This window comes from Pseudomonas sp. p99-361 (assembly GCF_003935475.1).
GTDB classification, from domain to species: Bacteria; Pseudomonadota; Gammaproteobacteria; order Pseudomonadales; family Pseudomonadaceae; genus Aquipseudomonas; species Aquipseudomonas juntendi.
This window is the reverse complement of record NZ_RHQO01000077.1, coordinates 1-20,909: the sequence shown is the minus strand read 5'-3', so window position 1 is coordinate 20,909 and position 20,909 is coordinate 1. Positions and strand designations below refer to the sequence as shown.

The following is a 20,909-nucleotide window of genomic DNA, read 5'->3' as shown; positions in this document are numbered from 1 at the left end:
GCTCGCGATGCGCCGCGCGGGCGGCGCTCGCTCTAACAGGCGCTGCATACCTTGTGGCAAACACCTGTCAGCCCTGACGCGATCCCTGTGGGAGCTGGCTTGCCGGCGATCACCGGCGTAGCCGGTGCCATACACCGCGTCGCCTGCTTCGCGGGCTTGCCCGCTCCCACAGGTAGTGCGCTGGCTTTGAGTTCACGCAATACCTGTAGGCCGGTACAGGTTATTACAGAACTACAGTCCGGTTGGCGTTGAGGAACACCCGCCGCTCGATGTGATACCCCACCGCCCGCGCCAGGGTCAGGCATTCGATGTCGCGGCCCTTGGCGATCAGGTCTTCCGGGTAATGGCTGTGGTCCACCACCTCGACGCCCTGGGCAATGATCGGCCCTTCGTCGAGGTCGTTGTTGATGTAGTGCGCCGTGGCACCGACCATCTTCACCCCCTTGTTGTACGCCTGGTGATATGGCTTGGCGCCCTTGAAACCAGGCAACAACGAGTGGTGGATGTTGATCGCCCAGCCGTCCAGGCGCCGGCACAGTTCAGGCGACAGCACTTGCATGTAGCGCGCAAGAATCACCAGCTCGGCACCGGTTTCCTCGATGACCTGCAACACCTTGCGCTCTTGCCCAGGCTTGTCCTTGGGGTCGAGGGCAAAGTGGTAGTACGGGATCTTGTGCCAATGCGCCAAAGGTTCGAGGTCGGGGTGGTTGGACACCACCGCGACCACGTCCATGCCGAGTTGGCCAATGCGCTGGCGATACAGCAGGTCGTTCAGGCAGTGGTCTGCCTTGGACACCATGATCACCACTTTGGGGCGGTGATTCGGGGCGGTCAGCTCGAACACCATGCCGAACGCTTCGCCGCGCTCGGCAAGGCCGGCGCGAAAGCCGGCTTCATCGAAATCGTCCGGCTGGCGAAACTCCACGCGAATGAAGAAACGCCCCGACTGCCGGTCGTCGAAGGAGTGGTGCTCCGTCACGTAGCAGCGCTGCTCGAAGAGGTAACGCGTCACCACGTCGACGGTGCCGAGCATGCTCGGGCAGTCGGCGGTGAGAATCCAGGTATCCGGTGCCCGACTCATGTTCTGCGCTCCTTAAGCTTCGATGCTCAGGCCGTACTCGGCCGAAGCGTCCTGCAGCCACAGCCACCAGTAGTCGGCGAAGCTGCGGCGAATCACCAGTTCCCAGGTGTCTTCGGCAGTACGGCGGATCACCAGTTGCGACTTGGCGAACACGGTACCGACGGCCTTGCCCACCGGGAAGTTGTTCGGGTGAACATCATAGCTGGTGGACTTCATCAGCACTTCACGTACATGAGGGCCCCGCAGTTCCAGCAGGCTTTGCCCGCCGCTCACATTGACCACCTGGATGTGCTGGCCTTCGAGGGCTGCACGCAGCTTTTGCTCGACCGCCAGTTCCTGGCCGCCAGGCACGATCAGCAGCCACTCATCGGGGCCGACCCATTGCAGCGACGTGTCGCCGTTGGCCACCACGGTCAGGGCTACAGGCAACTCCAGGCCCAGGGCCTTGTGTACACCCGCGGCGAATTCCGGGTCATGGCCATCGCCGCGCAGGGTCAGGTGGCCGAGAAACTTCTTTTCGCGCAGGGTTACGCCTGCGTTCTTGCGGCCTTTGCCAACCAGGCTGGCCAGGTCGGCGTGGTGCAGTGGCGACTGGGCTTTGGCCTCGGCGCCGGGGTTTTGCTGGAAGACGTTGATAGCGCTCATTTCTTACCTGCCTTGAATTCTGTTGTCGACCACGATGCCTGCAGGAAACGCCGGCCTTGTGGGAGCGGGCATGCCCGCGAATGCGAGGGTGCATTCACCGCCCTCTTCGCGGGCACGCCCGCTCCCACAGAGACCTCATTCCAACCAGGGACCATTGGTGCCGGGGCCTCAAACGTTCTGCCGCTCACCCTTCGGATCGAAGAACACCGAAGACACGATTTCCGCCTCGATCACGCTGCCATCTGCCTGCGGCGAGTAGACGCGCTCGCCCATGCGCTTGAGGCCGCCTTTGACCACGCCCATGGCGAACGAGTAGCCCAGCGAGTTGGACGCATAGCTGGAGGTCACGTGGCCAACCATGTCCATCGGGATCGGCTGCTTGGGATCGAATACCAGCTGGGCGCCTTCGGGCAGCCACTTGGTCGGGTCGATCGGCTTCAGGCCCACCAGCTGCTTGCGGTTTTCACGCACGCAGTCTTCGCGGTTCATGCCACGCAGGCCGATCCACGAGAACGGCTTGTTGCGGCCTACGCACCAGCTCATGTTCAGGTCGTCCGGGTTCATCGAGCCGTCGGTGTCCTGACCGACGATGATGAAGCCCTTCTCGGCGCGCAGAACGTGCATGGTCTCGGTGCCATACGGGGTCAGGTTGTACTTCTTGCCCGCCTCGATGATCTGTTCCAGCACGCCCATGGCGTAGTTGGCCTGCACGTTCACTTCGTACGACAGCTCGCCGGTGAACGAAATACGGAACACCCGGGCCGGTACACCGCCTACGTTGCCTTCCTTCCAGGTCATGAACGGGAAGGCTTCCTTGTCCATGTCGATGTCGGTCAGCTCGCTGAGCAGCTTGCGGCTGTTGGGGCCGGACAGGGTCATGGTGGCCCAGTGGTCGGTGACCGAAGTGAAGTACACCTTCAGCTCTGGCCATTCGGTCTGGTGGTACAGCTCCATCCACTGCAGCACGCGTGCAGCGCCGCCGGTGGTGGTGGTCATGATGAAGTGGTTGTCGCCGACGCAGGCGGTTACGCCATCGTCGAAGACCATGCCGTCTTCCTTGCACATCAGGCCGTAGCGCGCCTTGCCCACGTCGAGCTTGGTCCAGGCGTTGGTGTAGATGCGGTTGAGGAACTCACGGGCATCCGGGCCCTGGATGTCGATCTTGCCCAGGGTGGAGGCGTCCAGCAGGCCCACGCTGTCACGCACGGCCTTGCATTCGCGGGCCACGGCAGCATGGATATCTTCACCAGCCTTGGGGAAGTACCAAGGGCGCTTCCACTGGCCGACGTCTTCGAACTCGGCGCCGTTCTTTACGTGCCAGGCATGCAGGGCGGTGAAGCGTACGGGCTCGAACAGGTGACCACAGTGGCGGCCCGCTACCGCGCCGAAGGTGACCGGCGTGTAGTTGGGGCGGAACATGGTGGTACCCATTTCCGGAATGGTAATGCCGATGGAACGGGCGGCAATGGCCAGGCCGTTGATGTTGCCCAGCTTGCCCTGGTCGGTACCAAAGCCCAGCGCGGTGTAGCGTTTGACGTGCTCGACCGACTCGAAACCTTCACGGGTGGCCAGCTCGATACCGGCGGCGGTCACGTCGTTCTGCTGGTCGACGAACTGCTTCGGCCCTTTGGTGCCCTTGTCGTGCGGTACCAGGAACAGCGCCACGGTGGCCTCTTCCTTGCGCGCAACGGTTTTCGGCAGGGTGCCAACGGTGGCCTTGAAACCAGCTTCGGTGGCCGCGCGAACGCCGCCTTCGAAACCATCGGCAATCACATCGCCCAGGGCGTAGACGCCATTGATGCCACCCACGCATTCGCGTTTTTGCGGCGCATCGCCCGGTACGAAACCGAGGATGTCGTCACGCCATACCGGGCGACCGCCCAGGTGCGATGCCAGGTGAACGATCGGGCTGTAACCGCCCGACGAGGCGATCAGGTCGCACTCGAGGGTTTCACCAGGGCTGGTGACCTTGTGCGCCTGCACATCGATCGCCGCCACACGGGCGCCGGTCACGTGCTTGCTGCCCTTGGCCTCGATCACGGCACTGGAGGTAAGGATGCGGATGCCTTTGGCACGCGCTTCTTCAACCAGCGAACCACGCGGGTTGTGGCGGGCATCGGCAATGGCGACCACTTGCAGGCCGGCATCGTGCCAGTCCAGCGCCGCGCGGTAGGCGTGGTCGTTGTTGGTCGACAGCACCAGCTTGCGGCCCGGGGCCACGCCGTAGCGGCGGACGTAGGCGGACACGGCACCGGCCAGCATGTTGCCCGGCACGTCGTTGTTGCCGTACACCAGCGGCCGCTCGTGGGCGCCGGCAGCCAGTACCACGCGCTTGGCGCGCACACGGTGCACGCGGTGGCGTACCTGGCCGATCGGGGCGCGGTCGCCGAGGTGGTCGGTGAGGCGCTCGTGAATGGTCAGGAAGTTATGGTCGTGGTAGCCGTTGACCGTGGCACGTGGCAGCAGGGTCACTTCCGGCAGGCCTTCCAGCTCTTTGACCACGGCGCTGACCCATTCGGCGGCAGGCTTGCCGTCCAGGGTTTCGCGGGTATCGAGCAGGCTGCCGCCGAACTCTTCCTGTTCGTCGGCCAGGATCACCCGGGCACCGCTGCGCGCGGCGGCCAGTGCTGCTGCCAGGCCAGCAGGGCCGGCACCGACGATCAGCACGTCGCAGTGCTGGTTCATGTAGTCGTAGCTGTCCGGGTCGTTCTGCAGCGGTGCACGGCCCAGGCCGGCTGCCTTGCGGATGTACTTCTCGTAAGTCATCCAGAACGATTTGGGGTACATGAAGGTTTTGTAGTAGAAGCCCGGCGGCATCATGCTGCCGCCGACCTTGCCCAGGATGCCCATGACGTCGTTGTTGACGTTCGGCCAGCCGTTGGTGCTGGTGGCGACCAGGCCTGCATACAGCGCCTGCTGGGTGGCACGCACGTTGGGGATCTGGGTGGCTTCGCTGGAGCCGATCTGCAGGATGGCGTTCGGCTCTTCGGTGCCGGCGGCGATGATGCCGCGGGGGCGCGAGTACTTGAAGCTGCGGCCAACGATGTCCACGCCGTTGGCCAGCAACGCGGCGGCCAGGCTGTCACCGGCATAACCCTGGTAGGTCTTGCCGTTGAAGGTGAAGTTCAGGACCTTGCTGCGGTCGATACGGCCGCCGCTGGCGAGGCGATAGGTCTGGCTCATACTTTTTCCCCTTGGCCTTTGACGGCGGACGGTGCGCTGGCAGCTTTACCGTTGGCGGTCACTTGCGGCTTTTCGCCAATCTTGTAGGTTTCCAGAATTTCGTAGGTCACGGTGTCGCGGGTGACGTTGAAGTACTGGCGGCAGCCGGCAACGTGGTCCCACAGTTCGTGGTGAATACCGCGTGGGTTGTCACGGTAGAACATGTAGGTACCCCACTCCTCGTCGGAGCAGGCAGCCGGGTCCAGCGGGCGGGCGATGTGCGCCTGGCCAGAGGCGTGGAACTCTTCTTCGGAGCGCAGCTCGCCGCAGTGGGGACAGAAAATATGCAACATGACGGTGTCTCCGGTTAGTGGGCGACGGCGGCGGCGCCGTGTTCGTCGATCAGTGCGCCGTTGTAGAAGCGGTCCATGGAGAACGGCGCAGCCAGTGGGTGCATTTCGCCCTTGGCCAGGCTCGCGGCAAAGACGTTGCCCGAACCCGGGGTCGCCTTGAAGCCGCCAGTACCCCAACCGCAGTTGAAGAACATGTTCTTGACCGGGGTCTTGGTGATGATCGGGCAGGCGTCCGGCGAGGTATCGACGATGCCGCCCCACTGGCGGTTCATGCGAACGCGCGACAGGTTGGGGAACATTTCGACGATGGCTTGCAGGGTATGCTCGATCACCGGGTACGAACCGCGTTGGCCGTAACCGACCCAGCCGTCGATACCGGCACCGATCACCAGGTCGCCCTTGTCGGACTGGCTGATGTAACCGTGCACGGCGTTGGACATGATCACGCTGTCGATGATTGGCTTGATCGGCTCGGATACCAGGGCTTGCAGCGGGTGCGATTCGAGCGGCAGGCGGAAGCCGGCCAGCTTGGCCATGTGCCCCGAGTTACCGGCGGTGACCACGCCGACGCGCTTGGCGCCGATGAAGCCCTTGTTGGTTTCCACGCCGATGACGGCACCGTTTTCCTTGCGGAAACCGATCACCTCGGTCTGCTGGATCAGGTCCACACCCAGGGCGTCGGCGGCACGGGCAAAGCCCCAGGCCACGGCGTCGTGACGGGCCACGCCGCCGCGGCGCTGCACGGTGGCGCCAAGGATCGGGTAGCGGGTGTTCTTCGAGCAGTCCAGGTACGGGATTTCGGCCGCGACCTGGGCGGTGTTCAGCAGCTCGCCATCCACGCCGTTCAGGCGGTTGGCCGATACGCGACGCTCGGAGTCACGCATGTCCTGCAGGGTGTGGCACAGGTTGTACACGCCGCGCTGGGAGAACATGACGTTGTAGTTGAGGTCCTGGGACAGGCCCTCCCACAGCTTCATGGCGTGCTCGTACAGGTGGGCCGACTCGTCCCACAGGTAGTTGGAGCGCACGATGGTGGTGTTACGCGCAGTGTTGCCACCGCCCAGGTAGCCTTTTTCGATCACGGCCACGTTGGTGATGCCGTGTTCCTTGGCCAGGTAGTAGGCCGTGGCCAGGCCATGGCCGCCACCGCCAACGATCACCACGTCGTAGACCTTTTTAGGGGTCGGCGTGCGCCACATGCGCTGCCAGTTCTCGTGGTGGCTGAGGGAGTGTTTGAAAAGGCCGAAGCCCGAATAGCGTTGCATTGTCGTTTACTCCACTCAGCGGTAAACAGGGAAATCAGCGCACAGCGCCGCGACGTTCTTCGCCACATCGGCTTCCACGTCTGCGTCACCGAGGTTGTCGAGGATGTCGCAGATCCAGCCGGCCAGGGCCACGCACTGGGTGACCTTGAAGCCGCGGGTGGTGACGGCCGGGGTGCCGATGCGCAGGCCTGAGGTCACGAACGGCGATTGCGGGTCGTTCGGCACGGCGTTCTTGTTGACGGTAATGTGCGCGCGGCCCAGGGCGGCGTCGGCATCCTTGCCGGTGAGGCCCTGACGAATCAGGCTGACCAGGAACAGGTGGTTGTCGGTACCGCCGGACACCACGTCATAGCCGCGGTCGATGAACACCTGGGCCATGGCCTGGGCGTTTTCGATCACTTGTTGCTGGTAGGCCTTGAAGCCAGGTTCCAGGGCTTCCTTGAAGCACACGGCCTTGGCGGCAATCACGTGCATCAGCGGGCCGCCCTGGGCGCCCGGGAAGACCGCGGCGTTGAGCTTCTTCTCGATCTCTTCGTTGGCCTTGGCCAGGATCAGGCCACCACGCGGGCCACGCAGGGTCTTGTGGGTGGTGGTGGTGACCACATCGGCGAACGGGATCGGGTTCGGGTACAGGCCAGCGGCGACCAGGCCTGCCACGTGGGCCATGTCGACGAACAGCAGTGCGCCCACTTTGTCGGCGATGGCGCGGAAGCGCGGGAAGTCCAGGGTCTTGGAATAGGCCGAGAAACCGGCAACGATCATTTTCGGCTTGTGCTCGACGGCCAGGCGCTCGACTTCGTCGTAGTCGATCAGGCCAGTATTGGTGTCGATGCCGTATTGCACAGCGTTGTACAGTTTGCCCGAGGACGACACTTTGGCGCCGTGGGTCAGGTGGCCGCCGTGGGCCAGGCTCATGCCGAGGATGGTGTCACCAGCCTGCAGCAGCGCCAGGTAGACAGCGCCGTTGGCCGACGAGCCGGAGTGCGGCTGAACGTTGGCGTAATCGGCGCCGAACAGTTGCTTGGCGCGTTCGATGGCCAGGGCCTCTACCTTGTCGACGTGCTCGCAGCCGCCGTAGTAGCGCTTGCCTGGGTAGCCTTCGGCGTATTTGTTGGTCAGGCCGCTGCCTTGGGCCTGCATCACGCGCTTGGAGGTGTAGTTTTCCGAGGCGATCAGCTCGATGTGGTCTTCCTGGCGCTGCTCTTCGGCATTCATCGCCGCCAGCAGTGCATCATCGTAACCCTGGATCTGGTCTTGCTTGCTGAACATCGTGTATCTCCCGGCAGCGATCGTTTTTTGTCGTGGGGCACTGCGGCCCTTTGTGGCGATGTTATGACTGGGCGGGGTAGGTCAGATGCCTGCGCACGCCTTGCAATGGCGCGTTTACGACATTCGTTTTTTTGCCGTTGCTGCCGGCCCGTTCGCGGGCATGCCCGCTCCCACAGGTATGGCGGTGTTCTGAGGGCTTGAGGTAGCGGGAGCGGGCTTGCCCGCGAAGCGGCCAGCACAGGCAACCCAGCAACCGACTGTTGCACAGCTTGTATAGGCAACCGCCGAATCGATGGTTTAGAGTGCTGATCTGCGTCGTTCACAGGACAGTAGTGTCATGACAGACAAGAGCCAACAATTCGCCAGCGACAACTATTCCGGCATCTGCCCCGAAGCCTGGGCGGCGATGGAGAAGGCCAACCACGGCCACGACCGCGCCTATGGCGACGACCAATGGACCGAGCGCGCGGCCGAGTACTTCCGCAAGCTGTTTGAAACCGACTGCGAAGTGTTTTTCGCCTTCAATGGCACTGCCGCCAACTCCCTGGCCCTGGCCTCGTTGTGCCAGAGCTACCACAGCGTGATCTGCTCCGAGACCGCCCACGTCGAAACCGACGAATGCGGCGCACCCGAGTTCTTTTCCAACGGTTCCAAGCTGCTGACCGCAGCCAGCGTGCACGGCAAGCTGACGCCGGCGTCCATCCGCGAAGTGGCGCTCAAGCGCCAGGACATCCATTACCCCAAGCCCCGCGTGGTCACCATCACCCAGGCCACCGAGGTCGGCACGGTCTACCGCCCCGACGAACTCAAGGCCATCAGCGCCACCTGCAAGGAACTGGGCCTTAACCTGCACATGGACGGCGCGCGCTTCACCAATGCCTGCGCGTTCCTGGGCTGCAGCCCGGCGGAGCTGACCTGGAAGGCCGGCGTCGACGTGCTGTGCTTTGGCGGCAACAAGAACGGGATGGCGGTGGGCGAGGCGATCCTGTTCTTCAACCGCCAGCTGGCCGAGGACTTCGGCTACCGCTGCAAGCAGGCGGGGCAACTGGCGTCGAAAATGCGCTTCCTGTCGGCGCCGTGGGTGGGGCTGCTGGAAGGTGGCGCCTGGCTGCGCCATGGCAGCCACGCCAACCAGTGCGCGCAGCTGCTGGCATCTTTGGTGAGTGATTTGCCGGGGGTCGAGCTGATGTTCCCGGTGGAGGCCAACGGGGTGTTCCTGCAGATGCCGGAGCACGCCATTGAAGCACTGCGCGGCAAAGGCTGGCGGTTCTATACCTTTATTGGCAACGGCGGGGCGCGGTTCATGTGCTCGTGGGATACCGAGCAAGAGCGGGTGCGTGAGCTGGCGGCGGATATCCGCAGCATAATCACCGCCTGACAGATTGCATTCGCGGGCATGCCCGCTCCCACAGGGTTACCGCCGCCTTCGAGCGCTGTGCAGTACCTGTGGGAGCGGGCAAGCCCGCGAAGAGGCCAACTCCCAACTAAAGTTTGAACCCACCCATCTGCCGCGCCAGGTCATCAGCCAAGCTACGCAACGCCTGACATTCCTCCCGGCACCCTTGCACCTCGGCCGCCGTATCCCGCGCCAGATCGGAAATCCCCTGCACCGTGCGGTTGATTTCCTCGGTCACCGCCGACTGCTCTTCAGTCGCCGTAGCCACCTGGTGGTTCATGTCGCTGATGTGCTCCACCTGATCAGTAATCGCACCCAGCGACGCCCCTGTACGCTGGCTCGCTTCCACACCGGTGCCCGTCGCCTGTTGCCCTGCCTGCATCGAAGTCACTGCAGAACCTGCCCCTTGCTTGAGGCGCTGGATCATCTGCTGCACTTCATCGGTGGACAACTGCGTGCGCCGGGCCAGCGTCCGTACTTCATCGGCGACCACGGCAAAACCGCGGCCCATGTCCCCTGCCCGCGCAGCTTCGATGGCAGCATTCAGCGCCAACAGGTTGGTCTGCTCGGAAATACTGCGGATTACCGCCAATACTTCATCGATCGAGGCCACTTCATCGGCCAACTGGCTGACCGCATCGGCGGCCTTGCCAATGTCGCCCGACATGCCCTCGATGCCCTGCACCGACCGCTGCACCACCTCGCGCGCCTGCAATGCCTCATCCCGTGCCGCCTGCGACGCTTGAGCTGCCTGACCGGCGTTGCGCGCAATGTCCTGCACGGTCAGGCCCATCTCGTGCACGGCGGTGGCGACCATTGCGGTCATGTCTTGCTGGCGCCCAGAGCGCTCGGCGGTGTTGTCCACTACCTGTGTCACCTGCTCCACAGCCCGGTGCAGGCGCTCGGAAGTATTCAGTACCTCGCCGATCAGGTAGCGCTGGCTGCCCTGGAAGCGGTTGAAGCCACGGGCCAGGTCGCCCAGCTCATCCGGGCGTGAGTCATCCAGGCGCTGGCTGAGGTCGCCCGCACCGCTGCCAATCTGCACCAGCGCAGCGGTGACGCGCCGCAGCGGCCGCACCAGGCCGCGTGCCAGCAACACCACCAGCAGCAACGATACCAAGGCCACGGCGCCACCAATCAGGCTGGTCAGCCATACCGCCTGTTGCATGGGGGCGTAGATTTCCGCTTCCGGCACTTCGGCGACCAAGGTCCAGTTCAGGTCACGCAAAGGCAAGCCAAAGGCCAGGTATTGTTCGCCGTCACGCTCGAAGCGGCCGCTGCGCAGGCTGGCGCCGCCGCTCATTACCGCCTTGGCGGCCTGGACGCCAAGCTGCTCGCCGAGCTGGCGCTTGCCACTTAACGCTGCTTCCGGGTGCACCTGGACAAGGCCATCGTTGCGCACCAGAAATACCTTGCCATGCTCGCCGAAACTGAAGTCGTGGATCAGTTTCGACAGTTCGGTCATTTGCAGGCCCATACCGGCCACGCCGACCAACCGGCCGTTCTTTTCCACGCGGTAGTCGATGAACAGCGCCAGCTCGCCCGTGGAGCCGTCGACATCGATGTTGATGAACCGCTCGGCACCGCTGTCGACGTAGCCGTAGAACCAGCTGTCCTTGGGGTTGCTGCGGTCGAGGGTTCGGTCCAGGCCATTTTCGTTGTAGTAATGGCCGGTTTCAGTCGCCACGAACAGGGTGGTGAACGCCCGGTTGCGCTGCTTGGCTGCCGTGAGGTATTCGAGAAACTGCGGGACCTGGGCGGGGTCTTCACCGGCGGCAAGCCAGTCGCGCAGCAGGGTGTTGCCGGCAATGTCCGCCGCTGCCACCAGCGGCTGGCCCAGCATGTGTTCGATTTCGTTGCGGATGGCCTCGATGCTGGCCGGCAGGGCGGTGTCCACCAGGTAACGCTCGGTGAGGCGATTGAGCGCCACGGTGAAGATGATGACCACCAACAGGATGCTCGCCAGCAAGGCACCACCCATGCTGGTTATCAATTGCCACTGGATGCTCTTGCGCCAGAAACCCATGCCCTACCCCCCCGCAACATTATTGTTTTGCGAGAAGTGTATACACTTGAGTATTCAGTTAATCCAGTCATTGGGGACAATGCGCTGGAACTTGGGGCTGCTTTGCAGCCCATCGCGACACAAGGCCGCTCCTACAGGGGGCGGGTTAACCCTGTAGGTGCGGCCTTGTGTCGCGGAAGGCGGGCGTAGCGCCCAAACGATTGATCAGGACTCTGCGATTGTGCGGACGATGGCATCCACGGTCGCGTCGATCTGCGCCTGGGTGCGCGCCAGGGTTTGCTGGTGTTCTTTCTGCAACTCGACCTGCCTGGAGCAAAGGTTGAGGGCAGCCAGTACCAACAGCTTGTCACCGATCAATGTCGGGTACTGGCGCTTGGTTTCGTTAAGGGCAGTGTTGAGCATCCGTACCGCCTGGGCCAAGGTTTCTTCCTGGCCTTCGGGCGCCTTGATCGAATAGTCGATGCCGAGAATCGACACGACATTGATCGGCTGCTCTTGCAGTCTCATGCGCCGACAACGCCCGCACTGGCGCGCTCAACCAGGGCCTGGATGCGTGCGGCGGTGGCGCCGTTCTTTTCTTCCTGCTCCATCAGCGACAGCTGCAGGGTTTCGTTTTCTTCCTTGGCCTGGGCCAGTTCCTGGCCAAGGGCGGTGTTCTGCTCGGCAAGTTGAGCGTTCTTCTGCATCAGGTCGCTGACCAGTTGCTCGATTTGATTCAGGGAAGCTTCCAGCATGGGTCTATCTCAGGTTGTTGCGAGGGGCGCACACGATAAAGAAAACTGCCGCCCATCGCCATTAAATATCGGATTCACAAGGTTGCTGACCCGCAGATTGACAGAGGAACCACCCCCTTGTTCCGACCTGGGTCAACCGCCGGTCAGGAAATGGTTAGCGCCCTCATAATTATTTCGCAGCCGCACTCAAGACTCGGCGGCCACGTCCAATAGCCCGGCAAGCCCCATTTCGTCGCATCTCCAGCACCCCTCCTCTTCCTTGCCTGGAACCCTTATGCCATGTCTCTACGCAACATGAATATCGCCCCGCGCGCGCTACTTGGCTTCGCGTTGATTGGCCTGTTGATGCTCGGCCTTGGCATCTTTTTGCTGGTCCAAATGGGCAACATCCGCCAGGCAGGCGAGGTCATCGAGCAGGACAACGTACCGAGCATCAAGATTCTGGATGAGCTGACCGGGCTGAACCTGCGCATGCGCACGCTCTCGTACCGCCTGCTAGTCAACCGCGATGCCCAGACCCACTGAGCGACATGCTGAACCGCGACCTGATGGCCAACTCCGAGCAGATGAACAAGGTCATGGACACCCTGCTACCTGGGGCCGCTTTGCGGCCCATCGCGACACAAGGCCGCTCCTACAAGGGACCGCGATCGCCTGTGGGAGCGGCCTTGTGTCGCGATGGGCTGCGCAGCAGCCCCCCAATTTCGGATCAGTAATCGATCCGCACATCCCCTTTCGGCACGCTGCAGCACGACAGGATGTAGCCCTCGGCTTCGTCCTCTTCGGTGATGCCGCCGTTGTGCTCCATTTCCACTTCGCCACCCAGCTTGAGCACCTTGCACGTACCGCAAATGCCCATGCCGCAGGCTTTCGGGATCATCAGGCCAACCTTGGCCGCCGCGGCATGCACGGTCTCGCCCGGGGCAATGCGAATGCTCTTCTCGCTGCCGATGAACTCCACCAGGTTGAGGTCGGAGACGTCCAGCTCTGGGGCATCGGCCGCCTGCTCGGCGTGTTCCACGGCGTCGGCCTTGGCCTCCGGCGGCGTGGCGCCGAACGATTCCTCGTGGTAATTGGCCATGTCGAAGCCGACCGCTTCCAGCAGGCGCTTGACCGCGTTCATGTACGGCGTCGGGCCGCAGCAGAACACCACGCGCTCCATGTAGTCCGGCGCGATCAGCTCCATCAGCCGCTGGTTCAGGTAACCGCGGTAACCCGCCCACGGCTCACCCAGGCCATGCTTTTCGCAAATGATGTGCAGGCTGAAGTTGGGGATACGCGAAGCCATCTGCTCCAGCTCGCGGTGGTAGATGATGTCCTTCGGCGAGCGGGCGCTGTGCACGAACACCATGTCGACATTGGCGTTGGTGTCGTAGAACCAGCGCGCCATCGACATCACCGGGGTAATGCCCACGCCGCCCGACAGGTACAGCACCTTGCCCGAAGGGAAGTCGATGGCATTGAACAGGCCCACAGGGCCGTGCACCGGCACCTCGAGGCCTTCGTGCATGGTGTCGTGCAGGAAGTTCGAGACCAGCCCGCCCGGCACGCGCTTGACGGTGATCGAGAAGCTGTACGGCACCGATGGCGAACTGGAGATGGTATAGGAACGCATCACCGGCTTGCCTTCGATCTCCAGCTCCAGGGTGACGAACTGCCCTGGCTTGAAGAAGAACATGATTGGCTGGTCGGCCATGAAGCAGAAGGTGCGCACGTCCCAGGTCTCCTGGATGACCTTGACGCAGCGCACAATGTGGCGGCCATTGGCCCAGGTCTGGGTAGTGACCGGATTGAGGAAGGTATCGGACATGTTCATCTCCAGCGGCCGACTATGGCCCTTTTTATGGCTGCGATAATGCGCAAGCTGAACACGACGCACATTCCTGCCTGCGACATCGACGTGCTTATCGCGACCAGGCCCGTGGCACAAGGCCTGGCGCGTCGTTATTCAATTCGGCCATGTCGCCCATGGATACGGTTCACGACGTCTTCGGACGCACACTCCACGGCAAAACAACATGCTGTTTTTTCAACGACAGCCTTGCGGCACCACCACAACGATTAGCCACCTTTTGCCGGCCGCGCACGGCCCCGAGGAATACACGATGGACGTCACCGCAACCCTGAGCCTGGGCGATCCACTTGAACCTGCACGCAAGGCTACCGCCGAGATGCTGCAGACCCGCGAGCGCACCTACTCGCTGCCCCAGCCGTTCTACACCGACGAGCGTCTGTTCCAGATCGACATGCAGGAAATCTTCCATAAGGAATGGTTGATTGCCGGCATGACCTGCGAGATCCCGGCCAAGGGCAACTACATCACCCTGCAGATCGGCAAGAACCCGATCATCGTGGTGCGCGGTGCCGAAGGCAAGGTGCATGCCTTCCACAACGTCTGCCGCCACCGCGGCTCACGCCTGTGCGTCAGCGAAAAAGGCAAGGTGGCCAAGCTGGTGTGCCCATACCACCAGTGGACCTACGAGCTGGACGGTCGCCTGCTGTTCGCCGGCACCGAGATGGGTGCCGACTTCGACATGAACCAGTATGGCCTCAAGCCCGTGAACGTGAAGGTCGCTGGCGGCTACATCTTCATCAGCCTGGCGCAGAACCCGCCAGCCATAGACGAGTTCCTGGCCACCCTGGACCACTACATGGAACCGTACGACATGGAAAACACCAAGGTGGCGGTGCAGACCACCTTGATGGAAAAGGCCAACTGGAAGCTGGTACTGGAAAACAACCGCGAGTGCTACCACTGCAACGGTTCGCACCCGGAGCTGCTGCAAACCCTGCTGGAATGGGACGACACCAACGACCCGCGCGCCAGCCAGGAATTCAAGGACCACGTGGCCGCCTCTGCCGCCGCCTGGGAAGCCGAGAAGATCCCTTACCTGCACAAGAGCCATGGCCTGCGTAACCGTATCGTGCGCATGCCGCTGCTCAAGGGCACGGTGTCGATGACCATGGACGGCAAGCAGGCCTGCCAGAAACTGATGGGCCGCATCAAGAACCCGGACCTGGGCTCGATGCGCATCCTGCACCTGCCGCACTCGTGGAACCACTGCATGGGCGACCACATGATCGTGTTCACCGTATGGCCGATCAGTGCCCAGGAAACCATGGTCACCACCAAGTGGCTGGTGCACAAGGACGCTGTGGAAGGTGTGGACTACAACCCGGAAAACATGCGCAAGGTGTGGGACGCCACCAACGACCAGGACCGTCGACTGGCCGAAGAGAACCAGCGCGGGATCAACTCTACCGCGTACCAGCCAGGGCCGTACTCGAAGACTTACGAGTTTGGCGTGGTCAACTTCATCGACTGGTACAGCCAGCGGGTGTTGAACAACCTGGGAGCGGAGCCGGCGCCGTACCTGAAGGAAGTGCAGGCGCAGTAAGAATCACCCGCCACCTGACAACGCTCTGCCTGCTTTGGGCGGAGCGCGTCAGGCTTGCCCAAATCACTGTAAATCACTGCTATTCAGGGACGTCATAGGGGCCCGTCCTCCAAGACCTTATCCTGGCCGCAGCTGCTGCAACCCCTCGCCCTACATATGTAAATGCGCGGCCTACGCTAGATAGCATCTCATCCAACATCGTGACATCCATGACCGTCTCCAGAGCTACTCCTGGGATTTCCCTCGGGTATTGCCACAGGTACTTGACCAGGTCACTGGCTGACACATAGTTGCCAAAGTATCCGCCGCTCAGATTAGTGCCTGCATTGAACAAGCCCAGTACATCCGTTGCCGTCTGAGAGGCCGGGCTCAGACCAGAGATCGCAGCATACAGCTGCGCTGCAGTACCAGTGCCCCCTGTAAAGAGGAATTGCTGGTTTGCAACCCTGCTGAAATGGGGCAACTCGCTATGAGTAGCGCCACTCTCCATCCCCCGATTGGTAGCTGCTTCCCGAAAAGCGGCTCTGCGCTTCACTACATTTTGACCGGTACGTGCCAACGCCCCACCCAAGGTAGCACCGCTTGAGAGGAAGGCGATGGTTCTTAGCACAACGCTCCAGAATGCGCCGCTTGGGTCATGTCGGTTTACCGGATCTGCCCCACAGTAGACATACCCATTGATACCTCCCTTGGAAAAGGGGCTGAGTGAGTCGCAAGTCGTGAAGCGCCTCAGGGTCGGGCTATAGAAACGATGGCCATTGCCCAACGGGTAGCTGCCCGTGAATGGATCGCGACGCTGGCCACCAAAAGCAAGGACGGGTGCTGGGCTGGTTTTCCGGAAGCCGTAGGGTGAATAAGCGTGCAGACTTGGCAACACCGAGCGCTGTAGATCTGTCGTCAATAAATAAGCTGCCATAGGTTATCCACAGGTATGAGCTGGCAGGAATACCGTAGCGGTCACAGGAAGGTTTGCCTACTGGCATAAATGTCAGGGGAAATGGCTGATCATTTTTTGGTCAAATCCACCAAGGCGCCATGACTGTAGGGCTACAGAAGACTCCGTACACCTTACCCACAGAAACACCAACAGAGTTTGTGGGCAAAACGCGAAAGCGCAGCGATTGGGTTGTGGATAAGCGATTCAAGACCTTGATAATCATGAATCAGAAGGCCACCGATTCAATTTGATTATTTTTTGATCAATTCTTCTCAAGCCACGACCTGCGCGGGTTTCAGATAGTACCGAACAGATTATCCACAGAGCAGCTAACAGTGATTGTGGGCAAAACCCTATAGAGCCAAGCTCATCTATGACTTATAAGCCGAGTCAGCGCTGATCAAGCCTGCGCGATTCATTGCAGGAGCGGTCTTGTGTCGCGATGGGCTGCGCAGCAGCCCCTGTATTTCGAGCCTGACTCAAGATTGCCGGGGCTGCTGCGCAGCCCATCGCGACGCAAGGCCGCTCCTACAAGGGATCGCGTGAAGCCTTAACGCAGCACGCCCTCTTCCACCAGCAGCTTGAGGATGGCTTCGGCGCCTTCCTGAGGAGAAACGTCCTTCAACACCTTGCCACCGCCACCACTGGCCTTGGCCGTCGCTGCCTTCATGCGGTCGGCACCGCTCTTGGCCTTGATCACCTTCAACCGTTTGGGCCGTGGGCGGGCCGGTTGCAACTCGGCTTCGGCCAGCAGTTCGTCGTCGACGATGGCCACGTTACGCGCCGCCAATACACCCCGGCGCGCCGGCCCGAAGGCACTCTGGCGTGGCTTGGGTGCAGCGTTATCCACAGTCGCCAGCAACGGCAGGCGCACCTTCAAGCGACGCCGCTGGCCACGTGGCAGAGCCTGCAGGACCTGGGCGGTGCCGTTGTCGATTGACTCCACCTCGGCCAGCCCTACAATCAACGGCCAACCCAGCTTCTCCGCCAGCAGGAACGGCAACATGCCCGACCCCTCGCCCGTCTCTGCCTGGCTGCCGGTCAGTACCAGTTGCGCCCCGGCATCGCGCAGGTAATCCCCCAGCACGCCCAGCACATCGGCACCGGCCGGTTGCTCCAGCACATCCAGGTGCTCAAGGCCCATGCCCAGGTAGGCGCGCAGCGCTTCTTCACGAGGGTCGCCGGCATGCACCACCTGCAAGTTATCCCCAGCCAGCTGCAAGCCCAGTTCCACGGCGCGGGCATCCTGTTCGGCGCGGCGGGCGCGGCCGGAGCTGGGGTGGGCACCGATGGAAACCAGGCTGATCACTTTCGTACTCATGCTCGTGCCCTTATGCCGCGTCGCGCTGGCCGCCGCTGCGGTAGTTGTCCACAGCTTCGATCAACGCCTTGAGAATCGCCGAGCTGTCGCCAATTACCGACAGGTCAGCCCGTTTGATCATGTCGCAGCCCGGGTCCATGTTGATCGCCACCACCTTGTCGCAGGCACCGATGCCCTGCAGGTGCTGGATCGCGCCCGAGATACCCACAGCCACGTAAACCCGTGCAGTGACCCAGGTACCGGTGGCACCCACCTGACGATTACGCGGCATGAAGCCATCGTCCACCGCCACCCGCGAGGCGCCTTCGGTCGCGCCGAGGGCCGCAGTGGCTTTGTGGTACAGGTCCCAGTCCTTGACGCCGTTGCCGCCCGACACGATGAATTCGGCTTCGGCCATGGCGATGGTGGCCGGGTCTACAGCCACCGAGCCAAGGTCCTCGATGCGCGACAGGCTGCGCGCGATGCTTGTGGACAACTCCACCGGCAACGCTTCATGGCGGGTTTCGCTGACCGGCTCGGCACACTCGGCCGCCGCCAGGATCAGCCGTGGCACGGCGCGTTGCAGGTCTTGCTGGCCGGCACCGGCACGGCCAATGCACTGGCCGTCCTTGACCTGCCAGACCCGCGTCGCCGGGCGTTCGCCCAGGGACGCACCCAGGCGCCGGCCCAGTTCGCCGCCACCGCTGCGGCTGTCGGGCAGCAGCCAGTGGCGTGGGGTGAACTGGTTATCCACAGCGCGCAGGCCCTGCACCAGTTGCTCCGGCGCATAACCTGCGAATTCCTCGCCTTCGAGCACCAGCAGGCGATCGACACCGGCTGTGGAAAAGTTGCTTTCCTTGTGTTCGCCAAACACCACTGCCAGCACGGCGCCGTCGCTGCCGGCCAGGCTATGGGCCAGGCCGAGCAGGTCGCGGTCGTGGCTGCTCAGGCGGCCGCCGACCATGTCTGGCACCACGGCAATGTAGAACGCCGGCTCAGGCACCTGGTGCAGCGGCAACTTGACCTCGGCCGCCGCGGTGCGTCGGCCGCCCACAGCCGTGCCCTGCTGGGCGCCACTGCGGTCGATACGCTTGAGGCCGGCCGGGCCCACAAAGCCTGCGGCGAGCGCATGTGGGTTCTTGCGGATGATGCCGTTGGGGCCCATCCAGCTGGTCTGTTGCGTCTGCATCGCAGCATGCAGCGGATGCAGACGGTTACGGGCGATCCACTCGGCGCGTGGGTCGCGGCGGACAATGTCGCTCATCAGTGCACCTCCGCAGGTTCACGTTTGGCCGCTTGCGGCTTGGCGGCGGCAGGCGCGTCTTCTTCGATCAACACATCAGCCACCAGCTCGGCCAGGTCCTTGATCTGTGGGCGCGGTTCGACCACGCCTTCGAGCATGGCAGTGCACTGTGGGCAACCCACGGCTACCAGCTCAGCCTTGGTTTCGCGGATGTCGTCCATGCGCATGTCCGGAATACGCTGCTTGCCGGGGATGTCGGTGATCGGCGCACCGCCGCCACCGCCACAGCACCGGGAACGGAAGCCCGAGCGCTCCATTTCGCGCACTTCGATACCCAGCGCCTTGAGCACCGCACGCGGGGCTTCGTACTCGCCGTTGTAACGGCCCAGGTAGCACGGGTCGTGGTAGGTGACACTGCCACCCTTGTGCTGGCCCAGGTTCAGCTTGTTGGCGGCGATCAGCTCGGCAATGTAGGTGCTGTGGTGCTGCACCTGGTAGTCGCCGCCCAATGCACCGTATTCGTTCTTCAACACATGGAAGCTGTGCGGGTCGCAGGTGACGATACGCTGGAACTTGTACTTGGCCAGGGTCTGGATATTGCGCTTGGCCAGTTGCTGGAAGGTCGCTTCGTCGCCCAGGCGGCGCGCCACGTCGCCGCTGTCGCGTTCTTCCAGGCCAAGCACGGCAAAGTCGACACCCGAGGCCTTGAGCACTTTGACGAACGAGCGCAAGGTGCGCTGGTTGCGCATGTCGAATGCGCCATCGCCCACCCAGAACAGCACCTCGGTGGTTTTCACCTCCGACAGCAGTTGCAGGTTGAGGTCGGCGGCCCAGTTCATACGCCCGCCAGGCGCGAAACCGCCAGGGTTGTCGGTGGCGATCAGGTTGTCCAGCACCTCGGCGCCCTTGTTCGGCGTGGCACCCTTCTCCAGGGTGAGGTGGCGGCGCATGTCGACGATGGCATCGACGTGCTCGATCATCATCGGGCACTCTTCGACACAGGCACGGCAGGTGGTGCACGACCACAGCGTTTCAGCGTCGACCAGGCCATTGACGATTGGCTGGTGCGGGCTGCCGCCGTGCTCGCCAATCGGCTTGCCAGGGTACGGGCTGCCGGCGAACTGGGCGTCGGTGCCACCGGCCAGGCCGATGACCATGTCCTGAATGAGTTTTTTCGGGTTCAACGGCTGGCCGGCGGCAAAGGCCGGGCACATGGCTTCGCACTTGCCGCACTGCACGCAGGCATCGAAGCCAAGCAACTGGTTCCAGGTGAAGTCCACCGGTTTTTCCACGCCCAGCGGCGCGTTGGGGTCTTCCAGGTCCAGTGGCTTGAGGCCGGTGGAGCGGCCACCGCCAAAGCGTTCGGCGCGGCGGTGCCAGGCCAGGTGCAGGGCACCGGCGAAGGCGTGCTTCATCGGGCCGCCCCAGGTCATGCCGAAGAACAGCTCGGACACGCCCCACAGCACGCCCAGGCCAAGGATGCCGACCATCACCCAGCCACCGGTGTTGGCCGGCAGGATGCCAGCAACCGGCAGGGTGGCGATGAAGAAGCTCACGGCAAACGCCAGGAGGCTCTTGGGCAGGCGCATCCACGGGCCCTTGGACAGGCGCGAAGGCGGGTTGAGGCGGCGCTTGAAGACAAAAATGGCACCGCTGAACATGATCACCGTGGCGACCAGCAGCGCGTAACCAAGGATCTTGCTCTGCAGGCCAAAGCCGTGCACCAGGATCGCCAGCACGGCCGACAGCACGAAGCCGCCTGCGGTGGCCACGTGGGTCTTGGACATGTACTTGTCGCGCTCGACCACATGGTGCAGGTCCACCAGGTAGCGGCGCGGCATGGCCAGCAGGCCGCCGATCAGGTCGACCTTGGAGGCCCGGCCACGTCGCCACATACGCACCCGGCGCAAGGCGCCGAGCACTGCCAGGCCAAGGGCAGCGAACAGCAGGATGGGTAACAGGGTGTTCAACATGGGAGGCTCCCACAACAGCTGGATTCTTGCGCCACCTCAAGGGCGGCGCGGACCCCTGTAGGAGCGGCCTTGTGTCGCGAAAGGGCCCTGAAGCGGCCCCAGCATTCTCAGCGCGGAGAATGCTGGG

At 62.9% G+C, this 20,909-nt stretch carries 16 protein-coding genes and 2 pseudogenes; 3 read left to right on the top strand and 15 right to left on the bottom strand.

Features of this window, described 5'->3' with window-relative positions:
* Positions 1-223 precede the first annotated feature (223 nt).
* The 6 genes from purU to EGJ22_RS22620 form a co-directional block, all read right to left on the bottom strand.
* Complete coding sequence (purU, locus tag EGJ22_RS22650) at positions 224-1,081, bottom strand: formyltetrahydrofolate deformylase (RefSeq protein ID WP_009683377.1); 858 nt, start codon at positions 1,079-1,081, stop codon at positions 224-226.
* Positions 1,082-1,093: 12 nt separating this feature from the next.
* Positions 1,094-1,726: a sarcosine oxidase subunit gamma gene (locus EGJ22_RS22645; RefSeq protein WP_009683376.1), complete on the bottom strand. Its 633-nt coding sequence runs from the start codon at positions 1,724-1,726 to the stop codon at positions 1,094-1,096.
* 168 nt (positions 1,727-1,894) lie between these two features.
* Positions 1,895-4,909 carry a sarcosine oxidase subunit alpha gene (locus EGJ22_RS22635; RefSeq protein WP_029886388.1) on the bottom strand — a complete coding sequence of 1,005 codons (3,015 nt, stop codon included), beginning with the start codon at positions 4,907-4,909 and terminating at the stop codon, positions 1,895-1,897.
* On the bottom strand, positions 4,906-5,241 hold the full coding sequence (locus EGJ22_RS22630; RefSeq protein WP_009683373.1) for a sarcosine oxidase subunit delta: 336 nt from the start codon (positions 5,239-5,241) through the stop codon (positions 4,906-4,908). The genes EGJ22_RS22635 and EGJ22_RS22630 overlap by 4 nt, the downstream gene beginning before the upstream one ends.
* A gap of 14 nt (positions 5,242-5,255) precedes the next feature.
* Positions 5,256-6,506 carry a sarcosine oxidase subunit beta family protein gene (locus tag EGJ22_RS22625; protein ID WP_003255680.1) on the bottom strand — a complete coding sequence of 417 codons (1,251 nt, stop codon included), beginning with the start codon at positions 6,504-6,506 and terminating at the stop codon, positions 5,256-5,258.
* A 15-nt stretch (positions 6,507-6,521) separates the two neighbouring features.
* Positions 6,522-7,775: a serine hydroxymethyltransferase gene (locus EGJ22_RS22620; protein WP_009683372.1), complete on the bottom strand. Its 1,254-nt coding sequence runs from the start codon at positions 7,773-7,775 to the stop codon at positions 6,522-6,524.
* Positions 7,776-8,112: 337 nt separating this feature from the next.
* Between EGJ22_RS22620 and EGJ22_RS22615 the strand changes: the two genes are divergently transcribed.
* On the top strand, positions 8,113-9,153 hold the full coding sequence (locus EGJ22_RS22615; protein WP_125920411.1) for a low specificity L-threonine aldolase: 1,041 nt from the start codon (positions 8,113-8,115) through the stop codon (positions 9,151-9,153).
* A 106-nt stretch (positions 9,154-9,259) separates the two neighbouring features.
* On the opposite strand, the gene EGJ22_RS27015 is transcribed toward EGJ22_RS22615, so the two are convergent.
* From EGJ22_RS27015 to EGJ22_RS22600, 4 genes and pseudogenes are all read right to left on the bottom strand, one after another.
* A complete protein-coding gene (locus EGJ22_RS27015; RefSeq protein ID WP_371921052.1) occupies positions 9,260-9,988 on the bottom strand; it encodes a methyl-accepting chemotaxis protein in 729 nt (242 codons plus the stop codon).
* Positions 9,989-10,126: 138 nt separating this feature from the next.
* Positions 10,127-11,152, bottom strand: a pseudogene (locus tag EGJ22_RS27010) (cache domain-containing protein); the annotation flags it as partial.
* A 249-nt stretch (positions 11,153-11,401) separates the two neighbouring features.
* Positions 11,402-11,704, bottom strand: coding sequence for a cell division protein ZapA (locus tag EGJ22_RS22605; protein WP_029886391.1), 303 nt, complete (start codon positions 11,702-11,704; stop codon positions 11,402-11,404).
* On the bottom strand, positions 11,701-11,931 hold the full coding sequence (locus EGJ22_RS22600) for a hypothetical protein (RefSeq protein ID WP_009683367.1): 231 nt from the start codon (positions 11,929-11,931) through the stop codon (positions 11,701-11,703). Before EGJ22_RS22600 ends, EGJ22_RS22605 begins: the two co-directional genes overlap by 4 nt.
* A gap of 279 nt (positions 11,932-12,210) precedes the next feature.
* Between EGJ22_RS22600 and EGJ22_RS22595 the strand changes: the two are divergent.
* Positions 12,211-12,450: pseudogene (locus EGJ22_RS22595) on the top strand (methyl-accepting chemotaxis protein); the annotation flags it as partial.
* Positions 12,451-12,640: 190 nt separating this feature from the next.
* On the opposite strand, the gene gbcB reads toward EGJ22_RS22595, so the two are convergent.
* Positions 12,641-13,741, bottom strand: a complete 1,101-nt coding sequence (gene gbcB / locus EGJ22_RS22590) for a glycine-betaine demethylase subunit GbcB (protein ID WP_009682911.1) — start codon at positions 13,739-13,741, stop codon at positions 12,641-12,643.
* Positions 13,742-14,036: 295 nt separating this feature from the next.
* On the opposite strand from gbcB, the gene gbcA reads away from it, so the two are divergent.
* The gene (gene gbcA / locus EGJ22_RS22580) at positions 14,037-15,329 is read left to right on the top strand and encodes a glycine-betaine demethylase subunit GbcA (RefSeq protein WP_009682910.1); all 1,293 of its coding nucleotides are present in this window, start codon (positions 14,037-14,039) and stop codon (positions 15,327-15,329) included.
* 79 nt (positions 15,330-15,408) lie between these two features.
* On the opposite strand, the gene EGJ22_RS22575 is transcribed toward gbcA, so the two are convergent.
* From EGJ22_RS22575 to dgcB, 4 genes are all read right to left on the bottom strand, one after another.
* Complete coding sequence (locus tag EGJ22_RS22575; protein WP_029886394.1) at positions 15,409-16,245, bottom strand: RHS repeat-associated core domain-containing protein; 837 nt, start codon at positions 16,243-16,245, stop codon at positions 15,409-15,411.
* A 571-nt stretch (positions 16,246-16,816) separates the two neighbouring features.
* Complete coding sequence (locus EGJ22_RS22570) at positions 16,817-17,587, bottom strand: electron transfer flavoprotein subunit beta (protein WP_029886395.1); 771 nt, start codon at positions 17,585-17,587, stop codon at positions 16,817-16,819.
* 10 nt (positions 17,588-17,597) lie between these two features.
* Positions 17,598-18,830: an electron transfer flavoprotein subunit alpha/FixB family protein gene (locus EGJ22_RS22565; RefSeq protein WP_029886396.1), complete on the bottom strand. Its 1,233-nt coding sequence runs from the start codon at positions 18,828-18,830 to the stop codon at positions 17,598-17,600.
* Positions 18,830-20,782, bottom strand: coding sequence for a dimethylglycine demethylation protein DgcB (gene dgcB, locus EGJ22_RS22560; RefSeq protein WP_009682905.1), 1,953 nt, complete (start codon positions 20,780-20,782; stop codon positions 18,830-18,832). Before dgcB ends, EGJ22_RS22565 begins: the two co-directional genes overlap by 1 nt.
* Between the last annotated feature and the right edge of the window lie 127 nt (positions 20,783-20,909).